Here is a 16,598-nt window from a genome sequence, read left to right as displayed (position 1 = left end):
GGAGTGGTCCCCAAAATGCGAACTCTTGGCGACCCTGCGACCCGGCGATGCGGGCGGCGAGAATCGGGCATTTTACCGGCTCTGCCCGTTAGTGTCTCCAAACCCCCCATGCGCACCCGTTTCATCCTGATCCAGACCAGCCACGCCGGCAATGTGGGCGCCGCCGCCCGCGCCATGAAAACCATGGGTTTCGACGACCTCGTGCTGGTGGCGCCGCGCTGGGCCAACGTGCTGCGGCGGGAAGAAACCATCCAGCGCGCGAGCGGTGCGCTGGACGTGCTGACCAACGCCCGCATCGTCGAAACGCTGGACGAAGCGCTCGACGGGGTGACCCATCTGTGCGCCACGGCGATGATTCCGCGCGACTTCGGCCCGCCCACCCGCACGCCGCGGGAGCACCTGGAGCCGCTGGCGAAAACGGGCGATGCGCAGCACGTCGCCTTCCTGTTCGGCTCGGAGCGTTTCGGCATGCGCAATGAAGACGTCTACCGCTGCAACGTTGCCCTGAGCATTCCCACCGATCCGAAATTCGGCTCGCTCAACCTGGGCGCGGCGATCCAGGTGGTGGCCTATGAATGGCGGCTGGCATTGGGCGGCTACGAGGTGCGCGACGCCACGGCCCCCGTGCAGGCGGCCGATGCGCAGTCGGTGGCGGGCATGCTCGACCACTGGGAGCGCTCGCTGGTGGACATCGGTTTTCTCGACCCGGCCGCGCCCAAGAAGCTGATGCCGCGGCTGCAGCAACTGTTCAACCGGGCCCAGCCGACGCCCGAGGAAATCCACATCCTGCGCGGCATCGCCAAGGCCATGACCGATGCGGCCAAGGGCCCCAAGGGCGGCTCTGCGAGCTAAAACCCCATCGAAAGTACGCGAAGACACCGGGCTTTAGACTGCCCGCCCACTATCGATATAACGACAACAAGGGCAGCGATGTTCTCTCGACTGCGCGCCGACATCCGGTGCATCCTCGAACGCGACCCGGCCGCCCGCAGCGCCTGGGAAGTGATGACGGTCTACCCGGGCTTTCACGCCGTGGTGCTGCATCGCTGGGCGCACGCCTGCTGGACGCACGGATTCAAGTGGCCCGCCCGCTTCATCGCGCACTGCGCGCGGTGGATGACCGGCATCGAGATCCATCCGGCCGCGAAGATCGGCGAGCGCGTGTTCTTCGACCATGCCATGGGCGTGGTGGTCGGCGAGACGGCAGAGATCGGCGACGGCTGCACCATCTACCAGGGCGTGACGCTGGGCGGCACCTCGCTCTACAAGGGCACCAAGCGCCATCCGACGCTGGGAAAGAACGTGGTGGTGAGCGCGGGTGCCAAGGTGCTGGGCGGCTTCGTCGTCGGCGACGGCGCCAAGATCGGCAGCAACGCGGTCGTCATCAAGCCGGTGCCGGCCGGGGCGACGGCGGTGGGCATTCCCGCACGCATCATTCCGTCGAAGACCGGCGAGAGCGCCGACGTGTCCGAGCCGCAGAAGTTTTCGGCCTACGGCATCACGCAGGACGACGACCCATTGAGCCAGGCCATGCGCGGCCTGATCGACAACGCCTCGAGCCAGGAACACCAGATCGCGCTGCTGTGGCAGGCGATCGAGAAGCTGTCGGCCCAGCCCGGGACCAAGGATTGCGTGCCTGGGGATGCGGCGCGCGACGGAAGCTTCGAGGCGGAGAAGCTGACGCAGCTGGTGGGGAAGTAGCGCGCCTCCCGGGCGGGTGGCCCTGATCCCGACTGCCAGCAGAGGTCGGGCATCGGCGAGACAATCGCGGCGCCTTTGACCACCCGGCGTGCGGTGGCAAGAAACCGACCGCTCTCCCCATGTCATCTCCGCCCGCCGCGTCGACTTCGTCCTCCACGCCCTCGTTCTCCCTGTGGCGCATCGCCATCCCGGCCTTTGCGCCCTCGCTGCTGTTCGGATTGGGCGAGGGCGCCATCCTGCCGATCGTGCCGCTGACGGCGCGCGACCTGGGCGCTTCCGTGCCCATGGCCGCTCTGGTCATCGCGATGATCGGGATCGGATCGCTCTTCAACAACATCCCGGCCTCGATGATCACCATGCGCTGGGGCGAGCGCTGGGCCATCGTCGCGGCGGGCGTGTGGAGCGGCCTCGGCATGCTCCTGTGCGTGCTGACCTCGCACCTGGGCCTGTTCGCCACGGGCTGCTTCATGGTGGGCATGTCGCAGGCGGTCTACAACCTGGCGCGCCAGAGCTACATGACCGAGGCGGTGCCCATCGAATACCGCGCGCGGGCGCTGTCGACGCTGGGCGGCGTCATGCGCATCGGCATGTTCGCGGGGCCCTTTCTGGCGGCCGGGGCGGTGCATGCCTTCGGCCTGTCGGCGGCCTATGTGGTCGGCATCGTGGCGGTGATGGCGGCCGCGGCCATCGGCGCGCGCATCCCCGACCTGGAGGCGCCACCGGTCCCGGCCGGGCAGGCCGCACCGGCCTCGACTTCCATCGTCTCGACGCTGAAGGACCATCGCCATGTGTTCCTCACGCTCGGTGTCGGCGTGGTCCTGGTCAGTGCGGTGCGCGCTTCGCGCCAGGCCGTGATCCCGCTGTGGGCCGACCACCTGATGCTGGCGCCCTCGGTGGCTTCGCTGATCTACGGCCTGGCGGGCGGGGTCGACATGCTGGTGTTCTATCCGGCCGGCAAGGTGATGGACAGGAAGGGCAGGCGCTGGGTCGCGGTGCCGTCGATGCTGATCATGGGGCTGGCGATGCTGCTGATGCCCCTCACGTCCGGCGTCGTGACGCTGTTGATCGCTTCGCTGGCGATCGGTTTCGGCAACGGCATCGGCTCGGGAATGATCATGACCTTGGGCGCCGACCACTCGCCGCGCCACGGGCGCGCGCATTTCCTTGGCATATGGCGCTTGATGTCCGACATCGGCTCTTCGTGCGGGCCGGCGCTGCTGTCTCTGCTGGCGGGTGGTTTGTCGCTGGCTGCGGGGATCGCGGTGACCGGGCTGATCGCCTTTGCTGCGGCGGGGATGCTGGGATATTGGATTCCGCGGCATGCGAGTGCGGGTGGCAAGGGGCGGGGAGTGGCGAGCTAGTCCCGCCCGACAACGAACACGGGCGAAGGACGAGCCAGTGCCACCTGCCGTCTTCTAGCCGTTCAGCACGAGCGACCCCTGCGGATACTGCGCGCGCATGAAGTCGACGAACGCCCGAACCTTGGGCGCGGGCAGTCGCCTCGATGTATGCAGGACCCAGAGCGCGACCTCCACGCCTGAAACCATGCCCCACTGAACCAGTTCTCCGCGCGTCAATTGGTTCCACGCGATGGACTGCGGCATCAGGGCAGCGCCGGCGCCGGCGATCGCAGCGTCGCGAATCATCAGGAACGAGGAAAGCCTCAGCCGTGGGATCGGCTCCAGGACCAGGCGTCCGTCGTCGAGCGTCCAATTCCCGTCTTGAAAGCTCGTTGAAACGATGGCGGGGACCGGGCTGACCTTGCCTGGCTTCGGCATGGGCACCGAGGGCGCGGCCACGACCACCAGCCGGTCCTTGGCGAAGCACCGGCCCACGAGGCTGCTGTCCGGGGCTGGATTGATCCGGATCGCGGCATCGAACTGCTCCTCGATGAGGTCGACCAGGCGATCGTCCGCCACCACTTCGCAGCTGACCTCCGGGTAGGCCGTGCAGAACTCGGCGGAGATGCGCCCCATCGCGAGTTGAGAGAACAGCACCGGCGAAGCGATGCGCAAGCGCCCGCGCGGCACCGACAAGCCCTCGCGCGCGGACGTCATGGCGTCGGCCACTTCGTGCATCGGCCCTTCGGTGCGGTCCATCAGCATCTGCCCGGCTTCCGTGAGCTTGAGCCCGCGGGCGCTGCGCTCGATGAGCCGCACGCCGAGCTGCTCTTCCAGGTCGGCGATGCGCCGGGACAGCGTCGCCTTCGATCGGCCGCTCGCGCGGCTTGCTTTGCCGAGGCCGCCGTTCATTGCGACGAGCGCGAAGTCGCTCAGTGCGTTCAGGTCCATGGTGTTCCGGATTTGAAACGAGGTGTCTTCATTTTCTGGTCTTTGTTTTACCAATGCAACGGCCTATCTTCTCCCCATCGCAACTCAACAGGAGAAACTGAAATGACCACCACCCTCAACGACACGCAACGCGCTGTGCTGATCCGGACCTATGGCGGCGCTGCCGCCGCCGAGGTCGCCGAGATCGCGAGGCCTATGGCCGGACAGGGCCAGGTCCTGGTCCGCGTCCGGGCCGCCGGCGTGAACGGCATCGACTGGAAGGTGCGCGAAGGCTTCGTCAAAGATGCTTTCCCGCTTCAACTTCCCGCCGTGCTGGGCATCGAACTGGCTGGCGTCGTCGAAGCGCTGGGCCCCGGCGCCACGCGTTTTCGCATCGGCGATCGCGTCATGGGGCCGCTTGGCGGCCCGGGTGCCTATGCCGAGTTCGTGGCGGTCGACGAGGTGAAGCTCGTGCGCACGCCGCAAGACCTGGACGACGTTCATGCGGCCGCCATCCCGGTGGCGTCCGTGGCAGCCTGGCAAAGCTTGCATCACGCAGGTCCGATTGCCGCAGGCCAGCGAATCCTGGTCCACGGCGCAGCGGGCGGGCTGGGCGGCTATGCGGTGCAGTACGCCAAGCGGGCGGGCGCCGAAGTCTTCGCAACGGCGTCGACCGCGCACGTCGAATACGTGCGCAGCCTGGGCGCGGACCACGTCATCGACTACCGCACCGAACGCTTCGAATCGGTCGCGCGGGACATCGACCTGGTGCTCGACTACGTCGGCGGCGAAGTGCTCGATCGCTCGTGGCAGGTGCTGACGAAGGACGGCGCGATCGTCGGCACGTCCTCGCCGGACATCCTGGCACGCACGCCTTCTGGCAGGCGCGGGCTGTGGTTCATGAGCAAGCCGGACACCGCGCTCCTGGAGCGGCTGGCGATGGAAATCGCCCAAGGCGCGCTGATCTCGAAGCTCGACGAAGTCGTGGGCTTCGACGACATCCCCGCGGCCATCGAACGCAATCGCACCGATCCGCGCATTGGCAAGGTCGTTGCGGATTTCTCGCGCTGATCGACCTCGTTACCTCTTTTCCCCTTCAACCCGTTTCCTTCAACCCCCTGGAGATTTTTCCATGAGCATCCTCGTCACCGGTGCCACCGGCACCATCGGTTCCCTGGTCGTCCAAGGCCTGGCCCGTGCCGGCGCCGAAGTCAGCGCCTTCGTCCGCACGCCCGGAAAGCAGAGCTTCCCGGCCGGCGTCAAGGAGGTCGTCGGCGACCTGACCGACGTGCCTTCGATGCGCGCGGCGCTGTCGTCGGTGCGCACGCTGTTCCTGCTGAACGCCGTCACGCCCGACGAAGTGACGCAGGCCCTCGTTGCGCTGAGCCTGGCGCGCGAGGCTGGCATCGAGCGCATCGTCTACCTCTCGGTCATTCACGCGGACAAGTTCACCGATGTGCCGCACTTCACCGGCAAGCACACGGTCGAGCGAATGATCGAGAGCCTCGACATTCCCGCGACCATCCTCCGGCCGGCCTACTTCATGCAGAACGAGCGCATGGTCCAGCAGGTGATCCAGGGCTACGGCGTCTACCCGATGCCGATCGGCTCCTCGGGCGTCGCGATGATCGATGCGCGAGACATCGCGGACGTCGCCGTCGCCGAACTGCTGCGCCGCGACCTCGCGGCCGCACCGTTGCCACGCGTGACGCTGGAGCTGGTCGGGCCCGAGCGGTTGACTGGCGAATCGGTGGCCGAGGTCTGGAGCGCCGCACTCGGTCGTGAAGTGGCCTACGGCGGGGACGACGTGGCGGCCTTCGAAGCACAGATGGCCGCATTGGGACCGTCCTGGCTTGCCTACGACATGCGCCTGATGATGGCGGGCATCCAGAAGTTCGGCATGCATGGCGCGGACGGCGCAGCGGATCGCCTGCAGGCCATCCTCGGGCGTCCCCTGCGCAAGTACTCCGACTTCGTCAAGGAGACCGTTGCCGCATCGTAGGCTGCGCGCCTCGGGTGTCCGTTCCGTGTGGCAGCGGTTGCCGGCGGAAGCATTGCCCTGCATGCACCCCTCAACCTGGCCGCTTCCCCGCCGTGTTGTGCAGCGACCCATGCACATGCCCCGCGTGCTGCCCGAAGGTCTCGGGCGCGAGTGCGGCGGTGTCCAACTCCTGCAGGATGCCGCAGGCACTCGCCGACTCCGGCCCGCAGCACTGCAGGCGCAGTGCCTTCAATTGCTTTTCGAGCGTCTTCAGTTCGGCGATGCGCGCGGCCACGTGGCCGATGTGGTCGTCCAGCAGCTGGTTGACCTGGCCGCAATCGTCCTGCGGCGCGTCGCGGAATTTCAGCAGGCTGCGGATTTCGTCGAGCGTCATGTCCAGCGAGCGGCAGCGCCGGATGAAGCCCAGGCGCTGGGCGTGCTCGTCGTCGTAGATGCGGTAGTTGCCGTCGGTGCGCGCGGGTTCGGGCAGCAACTGCTCGCGCTCGTAGTACCGGATGGTTTCGACCGGCGTGTTCGCGGCCTTGGCCAGTTCACCGATTTTCATGATGCGGCAAATCGAAAGTGAAGGGATTCTGCGTTTGACTCTACACCTGCTTCAGGGTTTCCAATTGCCTTCATGACGAACCAGAACGCCCTGAAGCCCGTGACGCCGGCCCTCCATCATGACCACGACCATGGTCACGATCACTCGCATGAGCCTGCGCACGTCCATGCCCACGCCCATGCCGAAACGGCCTGCTGCGGCAGCCCGGTCTGCGGTTCGTCGTCCGCCGCCGTGGACACCTCCGACGTTCCCAAAGGCGCCTTGCTCTTTCGCATTCCCACGATGGACTGTGCGGTCGAGGAGTCCGAAATCCGCCGCGCGCTCGAGCCAGTGGCCGGCATTCAGGGGCTGCGCTTTCGCCTCGGCGAGCGCACGATGGCCATCACGGCCGACGACGGCGCGCTGCCCCATGCGCTCGATGCGATCCGCAAGGCCGGCTTCAAGCCCGAGCCTGTCGGTGACACGGCCGCCCCGGCCGCCCCTGCGCGCATCGCGGGAATGAGCACAGGCCTCGCGCGCCTCGTCGCCGCACTGGTGCTGGCCATCGCGGCCGAGTCGATCTCCTTCCTGGCCCTGGACGGCATGGGCTTCATGGCCGCCGAGATGGGGCTTGCGCTCGCAGCCATCGGCCTGGCGGGCCTCGACACCTACAAGAAGGGCTTCGGCGCACTGCTGCGCGGCCGCCTCAACATCAACGCGCTGATGGCCGTCGCCGTGACCGGCGCCTTCGTCATCGGCCAGTGGCCAGAGGCGGCGATGGTGATGGCGCTCTATGCCATCGCCGAGCTCATCGAAGCGCGCGCCGTGGACCGTGCCCGCAATGCGATCCAGAGCCTGCTCGCGCTTGCGCCCGAACAGGCCGAGGTGAAGCAGCCCGACAGCAGCTGGCAGACCGTGATGGCCGACACCGTGGTGCTCGATGCCATCGCGCGCATCCGTCCCGGCGAGCGCGTGCCGCTCGACGGCGTGGTGACCGCGGGCCTCAGCGCCATCGACCAGGCGCCGGTCACGGGCGAGAGCATTCCGGTCGACAAGACCGTGGGCGACCCGGTCTTCGCGGGCACCATCAACCAGACCGCCGCGCTGGAGTTCCGGGTCACGGCGGTGGCCGCCAACACCACGCTTGCGCGCATCATCCACGCGGTCGAGGAAGCGCAAGGCACGCGCGCGCCCACGCAGCGTTTCGTCGATAAATTCGCCGCCATCTACACGCCCACGGTCTTCGTGCTGGCGCTGGCGATCGCGCTGTTCACGCCGCTGTTCATGGACTGGACCTGGCTTCAGGCCCTCTACAAGGCGCTGGTGTTGCTGGTCATCGCCTGCCCGTGCGCGCTGGTGATCTCGACGCCCGTCACGGTCGTGAGCGCGCTCGCATCGGCGGCGCGGCGCGGCATCCTGATCAAGGGCGGCACCTATCTCGAAGAAGCACGCAAGCTCAAGGCGGTGGCGCTCGACAAGACGGGCACCATCACCGAAGGTAAGCCGAAGCTGGTCGAGTCGATGCTGCTCGATGCATCGGGCAACGAGGCGGCGGTGTTCGCGATGGCCGCGAGCATCGCGGGCCGCTCGGACCATCCGGTGTCGAAGGCCATTGCCGCGGGCCTGAAGGGCGAGCGCGAAGAAGTCGGCGACTTCACCGCGCTGCCGGGCCGCGGCGTGCAGGCTGTGCTGGCGGGGCAGCCCTACATGCTCGGCAACCACCGGCTGATCGAGGAGAAGGGCCTGTGCACGCCGGCGCTCGAAGCCGAACTCAAGCGCCACGAAGAAGCGGGTCGCACTGTGACGCTGCTCGCATCGAGCCAGGCGGTGCTTGCGCTGTTCGCCGTGGCCGACACCATCAAGGAATCGTCGCAAGCCGCAGTGGCCGAGCTGCGCGCCCTGGGCGTCGTGCCGGTGATGCTCACCGGCGACAACGCCGCAACCGCCAGGACCATCGGCGCCCACGCCGGCATCGAGGACGTGCGCGGCAACCTGCTGCCCGAGGAAAAGCTCGGCGCGATCAAGGCCATGCAGGAACGCTACGGCGCCGTCGCGATGACCGGCGACGGCATCAACGACGCACCGGCGCTCGCGCAGGCCGACATCGGCTTCGCCATGGGCGGCGCGGGCACCGACACCGCGATGGAAGCGGCCGACGTGGTCATCATGAACGACGACCTGCGCCGCATTCCCGAGGCCATCCGCCTCTCGCGCCGCGCGCACGCGGTGCTGTGGCAGAACATCACGCTCGCGCTCGGCATCAAGGGCGTGTTCTTCGTGCTCGCGGTGTTCGGGAGCGCGACGATGTGGATGGCGGTGTTCGCCGACATGGGCGCGAGCCTGCTGGTGGTGGCGAACGGGCTGCGGTTGATGCGAGCCGAGAAAAACCAAGGCTGAGGCCTACCAGCGCGCTGCCCACGTCTCCAATGGCACGCGCGCCGCATTGCACACATAGCTGACCGCGTGGTACCACCCCGCGATCATCATCAGCTCGATGAGCTGCGCATGGCTCCAGTGCGCGCTCAATGCATCCCAGAGCGCATCGTCCACATGGCTCGTGTCGTGCAACTGATCGACGAGCTGCACCAGCAGCCGGTCGCGCGGCGCGAGCAGTTCCACGTCTTCGTCCATCGACGCCATCACGCGCCGCTCGACCGCATTGAACCCTGCCGCATCAGCGAAAGCTGCAACGTGCACGCCCCATTCGTACTCGGCGCCGCAGCGGGCGCAGGCGCGCGTGATCACCACCTCGCGGTCGCGCAGGCTGACGGCGGCCTTCCGACCCAGCAGGTAGCGGCCCAGCCCCAGCGTCCGCTCTGCGAGCTCCGGGTTGATGGCGAGCACGCGGAAGAGCGCGAGTATCTCGGGCCTTCCGGGTGGATTCATTCGCGTCAGCAGGTCGGCGATCGGTTCGGGGAAGGGCGCTTCGAGCGGTGGAATGCGAGGCGCGCGAGCGCTCTGCCGGGCGGCGGTCGTCATTGTCGGAATCCTTCGTAGAATGCGTTGAAATCGCTACGGAAATCGTAGCGATCCGGCGCAGTCTATCGCTACGCAATCCGTAGCGCAATAAGGGCCATTCGATCACCGGAAGCACGACATGGAAAACGAAGAAGCATCGACTTCGCAGCCTGCGCCCACCGCGGCGCGGCGGCCGATCATGCAGTTGCTGGAGCAACTGGGCCGCAAGGGCACGCTGCGCATCCTGTGGGAGCTGCGCGACGGCCTGCCGCAGAGCTTCAGGGCGCTGCGGGTGAGCACGGACCAGATGTCGCCCTCGGTGCTGAACGACCGGCTGAAGGAGCTTCGCGCGGCGGGCGTCGTCGACCTCTCGGGCACGGGCTACCTGCTCACCGAGGCGGGCGGCGAACTCGTCAAGCGGCTGACACCGCTCAACCAGTGGGCCAACCGCTGGATCGTGCCGGGCGAAGAGAACTAACATCGGCCTTCTTTTCCCGCCTTGATCCGCCATGTCAGTCACCACCCTGCTGCTGCAACTCGTCGTCATCCTCACCACCGCGCGCATCTGTGGCTGGGTGCTGCGCTACCTGGGCCAGCCGAGCGTGGTGGGCGAAATGGCCGCGGGCCTGATGCTCGGGCCGGCAGTGATGGGAGCACTCTTTCCTTCGCTGCATGCGCAGCTGTTCGGCAAGGACCTGCTGCAGGGCCTCTCGTCGCTGTCGACGGTGGGGCTGGTGCTGTTCATGTTCGTCGTCGGGCTGGAGCTGCGCGCTTCGCAGAACATGCGCGCGCAACTCAAGGCGGCGGGCGCCGTGGGCGTGCTCAGCGTGATCGTGCCGTTGGCGCTGGGCCTGGCGATCTCGCCGACGCTGTATCCCACGCTCGCGCCGGCCGGTGTCGCGTTCTGGCCATTCGCGCTCTTCATGGCGGCGGCGCTGTCCATCACCGCCTTTCCCGTCATGGCGCGCATCCTCAAGGACCGCGGCATGACGCGCACCTCCTTCGGCCAGCTGTCGCTCAGCGCCGCGGCGGTGGTCGACGTGTTCGCCTGGATCCTGCTGGCCTTCGTGGTGGCGCTGGTGGGGGCAGGCGAAGGCTACACGGGCCTCGTCAAGATCACGGTCGGCGTGGTGGTGATGCTGGCCTTCCTGTTCTTGGGGCTGAAGCCGGCCTTTGCCTGGCTGCTGCGCGTGAAGGCGCCCGACGGCGAGCCTTCGACCACGGTGATGGCCTCGCTGATGATCGGCCTGCTGGTCACCGCGCTGCTCACCGAATGGCTGCACCTGCACGCGGTGTTCGGCGCCTTCCTGTTCGGCGCCTGCCTGCCGCGCGACGATCGCCTCCTGCGGTCGCTGAGCGAACGCATCGAGCCCATTTCCATCGTCGTGCTGATGCCGCTGTTCTTCGCGCTTGCCGGGCTGGGCACCACTGCCAGCGCTTTCACGGGTGCGAGCTTGGGCGCAATGCTGCTGATCATCGGCGTGGCCACCTTCGGCAAGATCGCCGGCGGCGCGGCCGGCGCGCGCATGGCGGGCTACAGCTGGCGCGACAGCATGGCCACCGGCTCGCTGATGAATGCGCGCGGGCTGATGGAGCTGATCGTCATCAAGATCGGCTTCGACGTGGGCCTGATCGGCCCCGAGCTGTTCACGATGCTGCTGGTGATGGCGCTCGCCACCACCGCAATGACCGGGCCGCTGATGACCTTGTGCATCGGCCGCAAGACGAAGCCGGCGGCCGATGTGGCGGCCCCGGTCGAAGCCGAGGCGCACGCCAAGCCCTGAGCGTTTGCTTCAGCCGTTCCGGCGCACGGTGAAGCCGATGCGCGTTTCCCCGCCTTCGCTCGACGCGAACACGCGCCCGCCGTGCATGCGCGCGATGGCCTCGACGATGGAAAGGCCCAGCCCGTGGTGCCGTGTCGATCCGTCGCGGGCCTGCGCGGCGCGATAGAAGCGCTCGAACAGGCGGGGGAGCGCAGCCGGATCGATCGGGTCGCCGCGGTTCACGACCGAGAGCGTGAATTCGTCGCTGCCTTCCGCCATCTCGATGCGGATGGTCGACGCCGGCGCCGCGAAGCGGATCGCATTGCCCAGCAGATTGGAGAGCGCGCGGCGCACGAGCGAGGCATCCACGTCGGCCATCGCATCACCGGCCACTTCGGCCTTCAGCCCCGCCTCGTCGAGCATCGCGTCGTAGAAGTCGATCACGTCGCGCGCCTGCGCCGCGAGGCTCACGACGGCGCGCGAGCGCGTCGAGGTGCCGCGGTCGGCCTTCGAGAGAAACAGCATGTCGGTGACGATGCCCGAGAGCCGGCCGATCTCCTCGAGGTTGGAGGTCAGCACGCCCTGCAACTCTTCGTTGGAGCGTTGCCGCGTGAGCGCGAGTTCGGTCGAGCCGATCAGGTTGGCGAGCGGCGTGCGCAGCTCGTGCGCCACGTCGGCGTTGAAGGATTCGAGCTGCACGTACGCGCGTTGCACGCGCAGCAGCAGTGCATTGAACTGCGTGATCCACGGCCGCAGTTCCTCGGCGAAAGCCAGCGCATCGATCGGCTGGTTGGCTTTATCGGGCGCCATGGCCGCGGTCCGGTCGGCCAGCGCCTTCAGCGGGCGCAGGCCGCGCCGCACCAGCCACATGCCTGTGAGCGACACCAGCGCGGTGCCCAGCACCACGGCGCCGAGCAGCGTCCATGCGAGCCGTTCGAGCAAGCGTGCTTCCTGCGCCACGTTCACGCCGAGTTGCACCTGCAAGCTGGTTGTCAGGCCACCTTGCTGCCAGGGCACGGTCAGGTCGCGGCGCAGCCAGCGGCCACCGGCGGTCGGCCGCGACTCGAAGAGCTGTTTGCCCGCATGGGAGATCGACAGGCTCACGTCGTCCTGCATCGAGAAGAAGTCGTCGAGCTTGTGCCGGAGGAAGACGAGGTCGCCACCTTTTTCGGCCTCCTTCAGCAGGTGCTCCACCAGCACCGCTTTCTGGTCGAGTTCGTCCTCCTGTTTCTCGCCGAAGTTCCAGGCCGTCACCAGGTAGATGGCCAGGCAGATCACGCTGAGCCCGAACAGCGTCTGCGCGGCGAACCAGAGCGACAGGCGGCTCTGTATCGATTGCGGCCGGGGGCTCATGCCCAGGATCGGTCTTCCAGCACGTAGCCCATGCCGCGCACCGTGTGCAGCAGCTTCACCTCGAACGGGTCGTCGATCTTGCTGCGCAGGCGCCGGATGGCCACTTCCACCACATTGGTGTCGCTGTCGAAGTTCATGTCCCACACCTGCTCGGCGAGCGTGGTGCGCGAGAGAATCTGGCCGCGCCGGCGCAGCAGCACCACGAGCAGGGTGAACTCCTTGGCCGTGAGGTCGAGCCGCACGCGGTTGCGAAACACCTTGCGGCTGGCCATGTCGAGCTCGAGGTCGGCCAGACGCAGCACGGTGGAGTCCTGCGCCTTGCCGCGCCGAAGCAGCGCCTGCACGCGGGCCAGCAACTCGGAGAAGGAGAAGGGTTTGACGAGGTAGTCGTCGGCGCCTTGCTGCAGGCCCTGCACGCGGTCTTCGACCTTGTCGCGTGCGGTGAGCACCAGCACCGGGACGTTCTTCGTGCGGCGAATCGCCTGGAGCACGGCGAAGCCGTCGATGCCGGGCAGCATCACGTCGAGCAGGACCAGTGCGTACTCTCCCTCGGTGGCGAGGTATCGGCCTTCGATGCCGTCGCGGGCGATGTCGACGACGTACCCGTTTTCCTCCAGCCCTTTTTTAAGGTAATCGCCCAGTTTGGGCTCGTCTTCGATGACAAGAATGCGCATCGGGAGATCGTACCCAATACCTCTCAAAACACTGGTTACCATTTAGTAATCCTATTGACAGACAAAGCCGAACCCTCGCGTCATACATTGCGCCGGGCCCTCGAACCGCAGGGCCTTTCAGAGCGGGGCGTCACACCCCGCTCGATATACTTTTTGGCTCATGCGTCGCTGGCTCCTGATCTTTCTGCTGCTCCTCTTTCCGTTCCAGCTCAGCTGGGCGGCGTCGGCCGCCTATTGCCAGCACGAACGCGACACGCAGCCCGAGCACTGGGGCCACCACCAGGACGAGCCCAACCGCACCGACCGCACGCACACCGACGGCGCCAAGCAAGACACCACCACGCAGCCGAACGGCGCTGTCGGCCACTGCATCGTCAGCCACTTCGGCGCTGCGCAGCATGTGGACATGGCGACTGGCGATGCCGTCGGCGCGGTGCAGCTGCCCCAGGTGCTGCATGCCGGAACGGAAGAGCGTTTCGTTTCGCATGTTTCCGAAGTCCCCGTGCGCCCCGCACGGACTCTCGCCCTCTGATTCGGCGAGAGAACACCCCCCACCACTGATCCCTTTCATCAGCTGAGCTCTCGCCGAATTCGTCCGTCCGTTGTTTCGCAACCCAGGAGAATTCGATGCGCACGCTCTTCGTGCCGCTGGCCGTGTTGGCCTTGGCGGTGCCCCCGGCCTATTCACAGCAACCGCAGCCGTCAGAAGCTGTTGCCGGCCCCCAGTCTTCCTCATCCCGTCCGGGCACCAGAACGCTGGAGCCCGCGGGTCCGCTCACCCTTCGCAGCGTCATCGCGATGGTGCTGCAGTCCAACCCCAGCCTGTCCGCGGCCTCGCGGGAGCAAGAGGCCACCGAGGGCGCCATCGTCCAGGCCGGCGCATGGCCCAACCCGGTGCTCGGCGCTCAGCTGGAAGACCTGCGGCGCGACAACCGCACCACCACGCTCCAACTGAGTCAGCCCATCGAGCTGGGCGGCAAGCGTGCGGCCCGCGTGACCGCTGCGGAGCGCGCGCGTGACCAGGCCGCCTCGGCACTCGTCGCACGGCGCTCGGAACTGCGTGCATCGACCGTCACGCTGTTCTTCGAGGTGCTGACCGCGCAGGAGCGCCTGCGACTCGCACAGGACTCGGTCGGCCTCGCCCAGATCGCGACGAAGGCTGCCGCCAATCGTGTCACTGCCGGCAAGGTCTCGCCGCTGGAGGAAACCCGCGCGCGCGTGGCCGAGGCGGGCGTGCGCGTCGAGCTGCTGCAGGCCGAGGGCACGTTGCGCTCGGCGCGCCAGCAATTGGCCGCGCTGTGGGGCAATCCGGCGCCGCGCTTCACGCAGGTGGAGGGCGCGGTCGATCAACTGCCGACGCTGGCTTCGGCACAGGACGTCGAAGGCCGCCTCTTCGCGGCGCCCGTGCTGCGGCAGGCGCGGCTCGAAGTCGAACGCCGCGAGGCGCTCTCCAGCCTGGAGAGGGCCAAGCGCATTCCGGACGTGACCGTGTCGCTGGGCGCCAAGCGCGTGCCTGCGTCCACCGACACCGAAAGTGCGAGCAGCCGCCGCAACCAGGTCGTCGTCGGCCTTTCGGTGCCGCTGCCGATCTTCGACACCAACCGCGGCAACCTCGCCGAAGCGCTGAGCCGCGAAGAGAAAGCGCGCGACGATCTCGCCGCCGCCGAGCTGCAACTGGGCGCCGACGTGGCGCAGGCCACCGAGCGCCTGCGCTCGGCGCGCGCCACCGCCGAGACCTTGCAGCGCGATGCGCTCCCCGGCGCCGAGACCGCCTACAAGGCCGCGACCAAGGGCTTCGAACTGGGCAAGTTCAGCTTTCTCGAAGCGCTCGATGCGCAGCGCACGCTGTTCCAGGTGCGCAACCAGTACCTCGTCGCGCTGGCCGATGCGCACCGCGCGGCCGGCGAACTCGACCGCCTGCTCGGCACCGATGGCGAAGAAACCCTGCACGCGACGCCTGTCGTGCGCTGACACGGACACCCCAAGATCATGAACACAGAAGAACGCAAGACCTTCGCCGAGCGCGTCGGCAAGAAGCAGTGGATGGCCATCGTGGCCGTCCTGGTCGTGGGCCTCGCGGCCGGTGCGCTGATCCTGCGCACCGCGCCGGCCAAGCCCGAGGCGGCCGGTCACTCGGAGGCCGGAGGGCATGCCGATGGCGAGCACCACGAGGAAGGAAAGGCCGAAGGCAAGGACCATGGCCATGACCACGGTCATGAAGAAGCCAAGGGTCATGCCGACAAGGAGCACCACGGCGAGGAACCCAAGGAGAAGGGCGCGCCTGCCGAAGCGAAGGCCGAGTCGAAGGAGCACAAGGAAGACGAGGAAAAGATCCCCTTCACCGACGAGCAGGTCAAGGCTGCCGGCATGGCGATCGAAAGCGCCGACCCAGCTCGCATCAAGACCTCGCTGCAGCTGCCCGGCGAGATCAAGTTCAACGAAGACCGCACGGCCCACGTGGTGCCGCGCGTGGCGGGCGTGGTCGACAGCGTGTCGGCCAACCTGGGCCAGGAGGTCAAGCGCGGTCAGGTGCTCGCGGTGCTCTCGAGCCCGGGGCTCTCGGAGCAGCGCAGCGCACTGCAATCGGCGCAGCGCCGGCTGGAACTGGCCCGCACCACCTACGAGCGCGAGAAGAAGCTCTGGGAAGAAAAGATCTCGCCCCAGCAGGATTACCTGCAGGCCCAGCAGGCCATGCAGGAAGCGCAGATCGCCGTGGCCAATGCCAACCAGAAGCTGCTGGCGCTCGGCGCCACGCCGGGTTCGGCCGCGCTCGGCCGCTACGAGCTGCGTGCGCCCTTCGACGGCATGGTGGTCGAGAAGCACATCTCGCTCGGCGAATCGGTGGGCGAGGCGGTCAACGTGTTCACCATCTCCGACCTCTCGACTGTGTGGGCCGAGATCAGCGTGGCGGCCAACAACCTGAACCTGGTGCGCATCGGCGAGCCGGTGACCATCCGCTCCAGCGCCTTCGACCAGACGGCGAGCGGCACGGTGTCGTACGTGGGCTCGCTCATCGGTGCGCAGACGCGCACGGCCACGGCGCGCGTCACGCTGACCAATCCGCAGCGCGTGTGGCGCCCGGGCCTGTTCGTGAACGTGGAGCTGGTGGCGTCGGAGGCGGATGCGCCCGTCACCGTGTCGGCCGATGCGGTGCAGACGGTGGAAGAAAAGCCCACCGTCTTCCTCAAGGTTCCTGGCGGCTTCATGCCGCAGCATGTGCAGACCGGCCGCAGCGACGGCAAGCGCATCGAGATCGTCGGCGGCCTGAAGCCCGGTGCGGCCTATGCCGCGAGCGGCAGCTTCGTCATCAAGTCGCAGCAGGGCAAGAGCTCGGCCACGCACACCCACTGAGGA

16 protein-coding genes are annotated in these 16,598 nt (G+C 67.6%); 11 read left to right on the top strand and 5 right to left on the bottom strand.

What is annotated here, in order from left to right:
* Positions 1–108: 108 nt before the first annotated feature.
* From GNX71_RS22255 to GNX71_RS22245, 3 genes are all read left to right on the top strand, one after another.
* Positions 109–852, top strand: coding sequence for an RNA methyltransferase (locus GNX71_RS22255; RefSeq protein ID WP_206174428.1), 744 nt, complete (start codon positions 109–111; stop codon positions 850–852).
* A gap of 78 nt (positions 853–930) precedes the next feature.
* Positions 931–1,701: a serine O-acetyltransferase gene (cysE, locus tag GNX71_RS22250; RefSeq protein ID WP_206174427.1), complete on the top strand. Its 771-nt coding sequence runs from the start codon at positions 931–933 to the stop codon at positions 1,699–1,701.
* Positions 1,702–1,820: 119 nt separating this feature from the next.
* The gene (locus tag GNX71_RS22245; RefSeq protein ID WP_206174426.1) at positions 1,821–3,062 is read left to right on the top strand and encodes an MFS transporter; all 1,242 of its coding nucleotides are present in this window, start codon (positions 1,821–1,823) and stop codon (positions 3,060–3,062) included.
* 54 nt (positions 3,063–3,116) lie between these two features.
* Here the strand turns inward: GNX71_RS22245 and GNX71_RS22240 are convergent, their stop codons facing one another.
* On the bottom strand, positions 3,117–3,992 hold the full coding sequence (locus tag GNX71_RS22240; RefSeq protein WP_206174425.1) for a LysR family transcriptional regulator: 876 nt from the start codon (positions 3,990–3,992) through the stop codon (positions 3,117–3,119).
* Positions 3,993–4,094: 102 nt separating this feature from the next.
* Here GNX71_RS22240 and GNX71_RS22235 point away from each other — a divergent pair, with 102 nt between their 5' ends.
* Both GNX71_RS22235 and GNX71_RS22230 read left to right on the top strand, forming a co-directional pair.
* A complete protein-coding gene (locus tag GNX71_RS22235; protein WP_206174424.1) occupies positions 4,095–5,042 on the top strand; it encodes an NADP-dependent oxidoreductase in 948 nt (315 codons plus the stop codon).
* A gap of 61 nt (positions 5,043–5,103) precedes the next feature.
* Complete coding sequence (locus GNX71_RS22230; protein ID WP_206174423.1) at positions 5,104–5,973, top strand: NmrA/HSCARG family protein; 870 nt, start codon at positions 5,104–5,106, stop codon at positions 5,971–5,973.
* Positions 5,974–6,043: 70 nt separating this feature from the next.
* On the opposite strand, the gene cadR is transcribed toward GNX71_RS22230, so the two are convergent.
* Entirely contained in the window at positions 6,044–6,517 is a 474-nt protein-coding gene (cadR, locus tag GNX71_RS22225; RefSeq protein ID WP_206174422.1) for a Cd(II)/Pb(II)-responsive transcriptional regulator, read from the bottom strand.
* Between the two features lie 72 nt (positions 6,518–6,589).
* Here cadR and GNX71_RS22220 point away from each other — a divergent pair, with 72 nt between their 5' ends.
* Complete coding sequence (locus GNX71_RS22220; protein WP_206174421.1) at positions 6,590–8,893, top strand: heavy metal translocating P-type ATPase; 2,304 nt, start codon at positions 6,590–6,592, stop codon at positions 8,891–8,893.
* 3 nt (positions 8,894–8,896) lie between these two features.
* Here GNX71_RS22220 and GNX71_RS22215 read toward each other — a convergent pair whose 3' ends face one another.
* On the bottom strand, positions 8,897–9,475 hold the full coding sequence (locus GNX71_RS22215; RefSeq protein WP_206174420.1) for a carboxymuconolactone decarboxylase family protein: 579 nt from the start codon (positions 9,473–9,475) through the stop codon (positions 8,897–8,899).
* Positions 9,476–9,593: 118 nt separating this feature from the next.
* Between GNX71_RS22215 and GNX71_RS22210 the strand changes: the two genes are divergently transcribed.
* Positions 9,594–9,932: a helix-turn-helix domain-containing protein gene (locus GNX71_RS22210; protein ID WP_206174419.1), complete on the top strand. Its 339-nt coding sequence runs from the start codon at positions 9,594–9,596 to the stop codon at positions 9,930–9,932.
* A 31-nt stretch (positions 9,933–9,963) separates the two neighbouring features.
* Complete coding sequence (locus tag GNX71_RS22205; RefSeq protein WP_206174418.1) at positions 9,964–11,238, top strand: cation:proton antiporter; 1,275 nt, start codon at positions 9,964–9,966, stop codon at positions 11,236–11,238.
* A gap of 9 nt (positions 11,239–11,247) precedes the next feature.
* Here GNX71_RS22205 and GNX71_RS22200 read toward each other — a convergent pair whose 3' ends face one another.
* Entirely contained in the window at positions 11,248–12,570 is a 1,323-nt protein-coding gene (locus GNX71_RS22200; RefSeq protein ID WP_206174417.1) for a heavy metal sensor histidine kinase, read from the bottom strand.
* Positions 12,567–13,244 (bottom strand): heavy metal response regulator transcription factor, encoded by a 678-nt coding sequence (locus GNX71_RS22195; RefSeq protein WP_176656377.1) that lies wholly within the window; start codon positions 13,242–13,244, stop codon positions 12,567–12,569. Before GNX71_RS22195 ends, GNX71_RS22200 begins: the two co-directional genes overlap by 4 nt.
* A gap of 160 nt (positions 13,245–13,404) precedes the next feature.
* On the opposite strand from GNX71_RS22195, the gene GNX71_RS22190 reads away from it, so the two are divergent.
* The 3 genes from GNX71_RS22190 (at position 13,405) to GNX71_RS22180 (ending at position 16,595) form a co-directional block, all read left to right on the top strand.
* Positions 13,405–13,776, top strand: a complete 372-nt coding sequence (locus GNX71_RS22190; protein ID WP_206174416.1) for a hypothetical protein — start codon at positions 13,405–13,407, stop codon at positions 13,774–13,776.
* A gap of 95 nt (positions 13,777–13,871) precedes the next feature.
* Positions 13,872–15,215, top strand: a complete 1,344-nt coding sequence (locus GNX71_RS22185) for a TolC family protein (protein WP_206174415.1) — start codon at positions 13,872–13,874, stop codon at positions 15,213–15,215.
* A gap of 18 nt (positions 15,216–15,233) precedes the next feature.
* Entirely contained in the window at positions 15,234–16,595 is a 1,362-nt protein-coding gene (locus GNX71_RS22180) for an efflux RND transporter periplasmic adaptor subunit (protein WP_206174414.1), read from the top strand.
* The last annotated feature ends 3 nt before the right edge of the window (positions 16,596–16,598 follow it).

It is taken from the genome of Variovorax sp. RKNM96 (genome assembly GCF_017161115.1).
Classification (GTDB): Bacteria; Pseudomonadota; Gammaproteobacteria; order Burkholderiales; family Burkholderiaceae_C; genus Variovorax.
The sequence above is the reverse complement of the archived record's forward strand: the minus strand, read 5'-3'. Positions and strand labels throughout refer to the sequence as shown.

Coding starts and splice junctions, on each gene's coding strand:
- GNX71_RS22255 (WP_206174428.1), top strand. CDS start 109: ATGCGCACCCGTTTCATCCTGATCCAGACCAGCCACGCCGGCAATGTG.
- cysE (WP_206174427.1), top strand. CDS start 931: ATGTTCTCTCGACTGCGCGCCGACATCCGGTGCATCCTCGAACGCGAC.
- GNX71_RS22245 (WP_206174426.1), top strand. CDS start 1,821: ATGTCATCTCCGCCCGCCGCGTCGACTTCGTCCTCCACGCCCTCGTTC.
- GNX71_RS22240 (WP_206174425.1), bottom strand. CDS start 3,992: ATGGACCTGAACGCACTGAGCGACTTCGCGCTCGTCGCAATGAACGGC.
- GNX71_RS22235 (WP_206174424.1), top strand. CDS start 4,095: ATGACCACCACCCTCAACGACACGCAACGCGCTGTGCTGATCCGGACC.
- GNX71_RS22230 (WP_206174423.1), top strand. CDS start 5,104: ATGAGCATCCTCGTCACCGGTGCCACCGGCACCATCGGTTCCCTGGTC.
- cadR (WP_206174422.1), bottom strand. CDS start 6,517: ATGAAAATCGGTGAACTGGCCAAGGCCGCGAACACGCCGGTCGAAACC.
- GNX71_RS22220 (WP_206174421.1), top strand. CDS start 6,590: ATGACGAACCAGAACGCCCTGAAGCCCGTGACGCCGGCCCTCCATCAT.
- GNX71_RS22215 (WP_206174420.1), bottom strand. CDS start 9,475: ATGACGACCGCCGCCCGGCAGAGCGCTCGCGCGCCTCGCATTCCACCG.
- GNX71_RS22210 (WP_206174419.1), top strand. CDS start 9,594: ATGGAAAACGAAGAAGCATCGACTTCGCAGCCTGCGCCCACCGCGGCG.
- GNX71_RS22205 (WP_206174418.1), top strand. CDS start 9,964: ATGTCAGTCACCACCCTGCTGCTGCAACTCGTCGTCATCCTCACCACC.
- GNX71_RS22200 (WP_206174417.1), bottom strand. CDS start 12,570: ATGAGCCCCCGGCCGCAATCGATACAGAGCCGCCTGTCGCTCTGGTTC.
- GNX71_RS22195 (WP_176656377.1), bottom strand. CDS start 13,244: ATGCGCATTCTTGTCATCGAAGACGAGCCCAAACTGGGCGATTACCTT.
- GNX71_RS22190 (WP_206174416.1), top strand. CDS start 13,405: ATGCGTCGCTGGCTCCTGATCTTTCTGCTGCTCCTCTTTCCGTTCCAG.
- GNX71_RS22185 (WP_206174415.1), top strand. CDS start 13,872: ATGCGCACGCTCTTCGTGCCGCTGGCCGTGTTGGCCTTGGCGGTGCCC.
- GNX71_RS22180 (WP_206174414.1), top strand. CDS start 15,234: ATGAACACAGAAGAACGCAAGACCTTCGCCGAGCGCGTCGGCAAGAAG.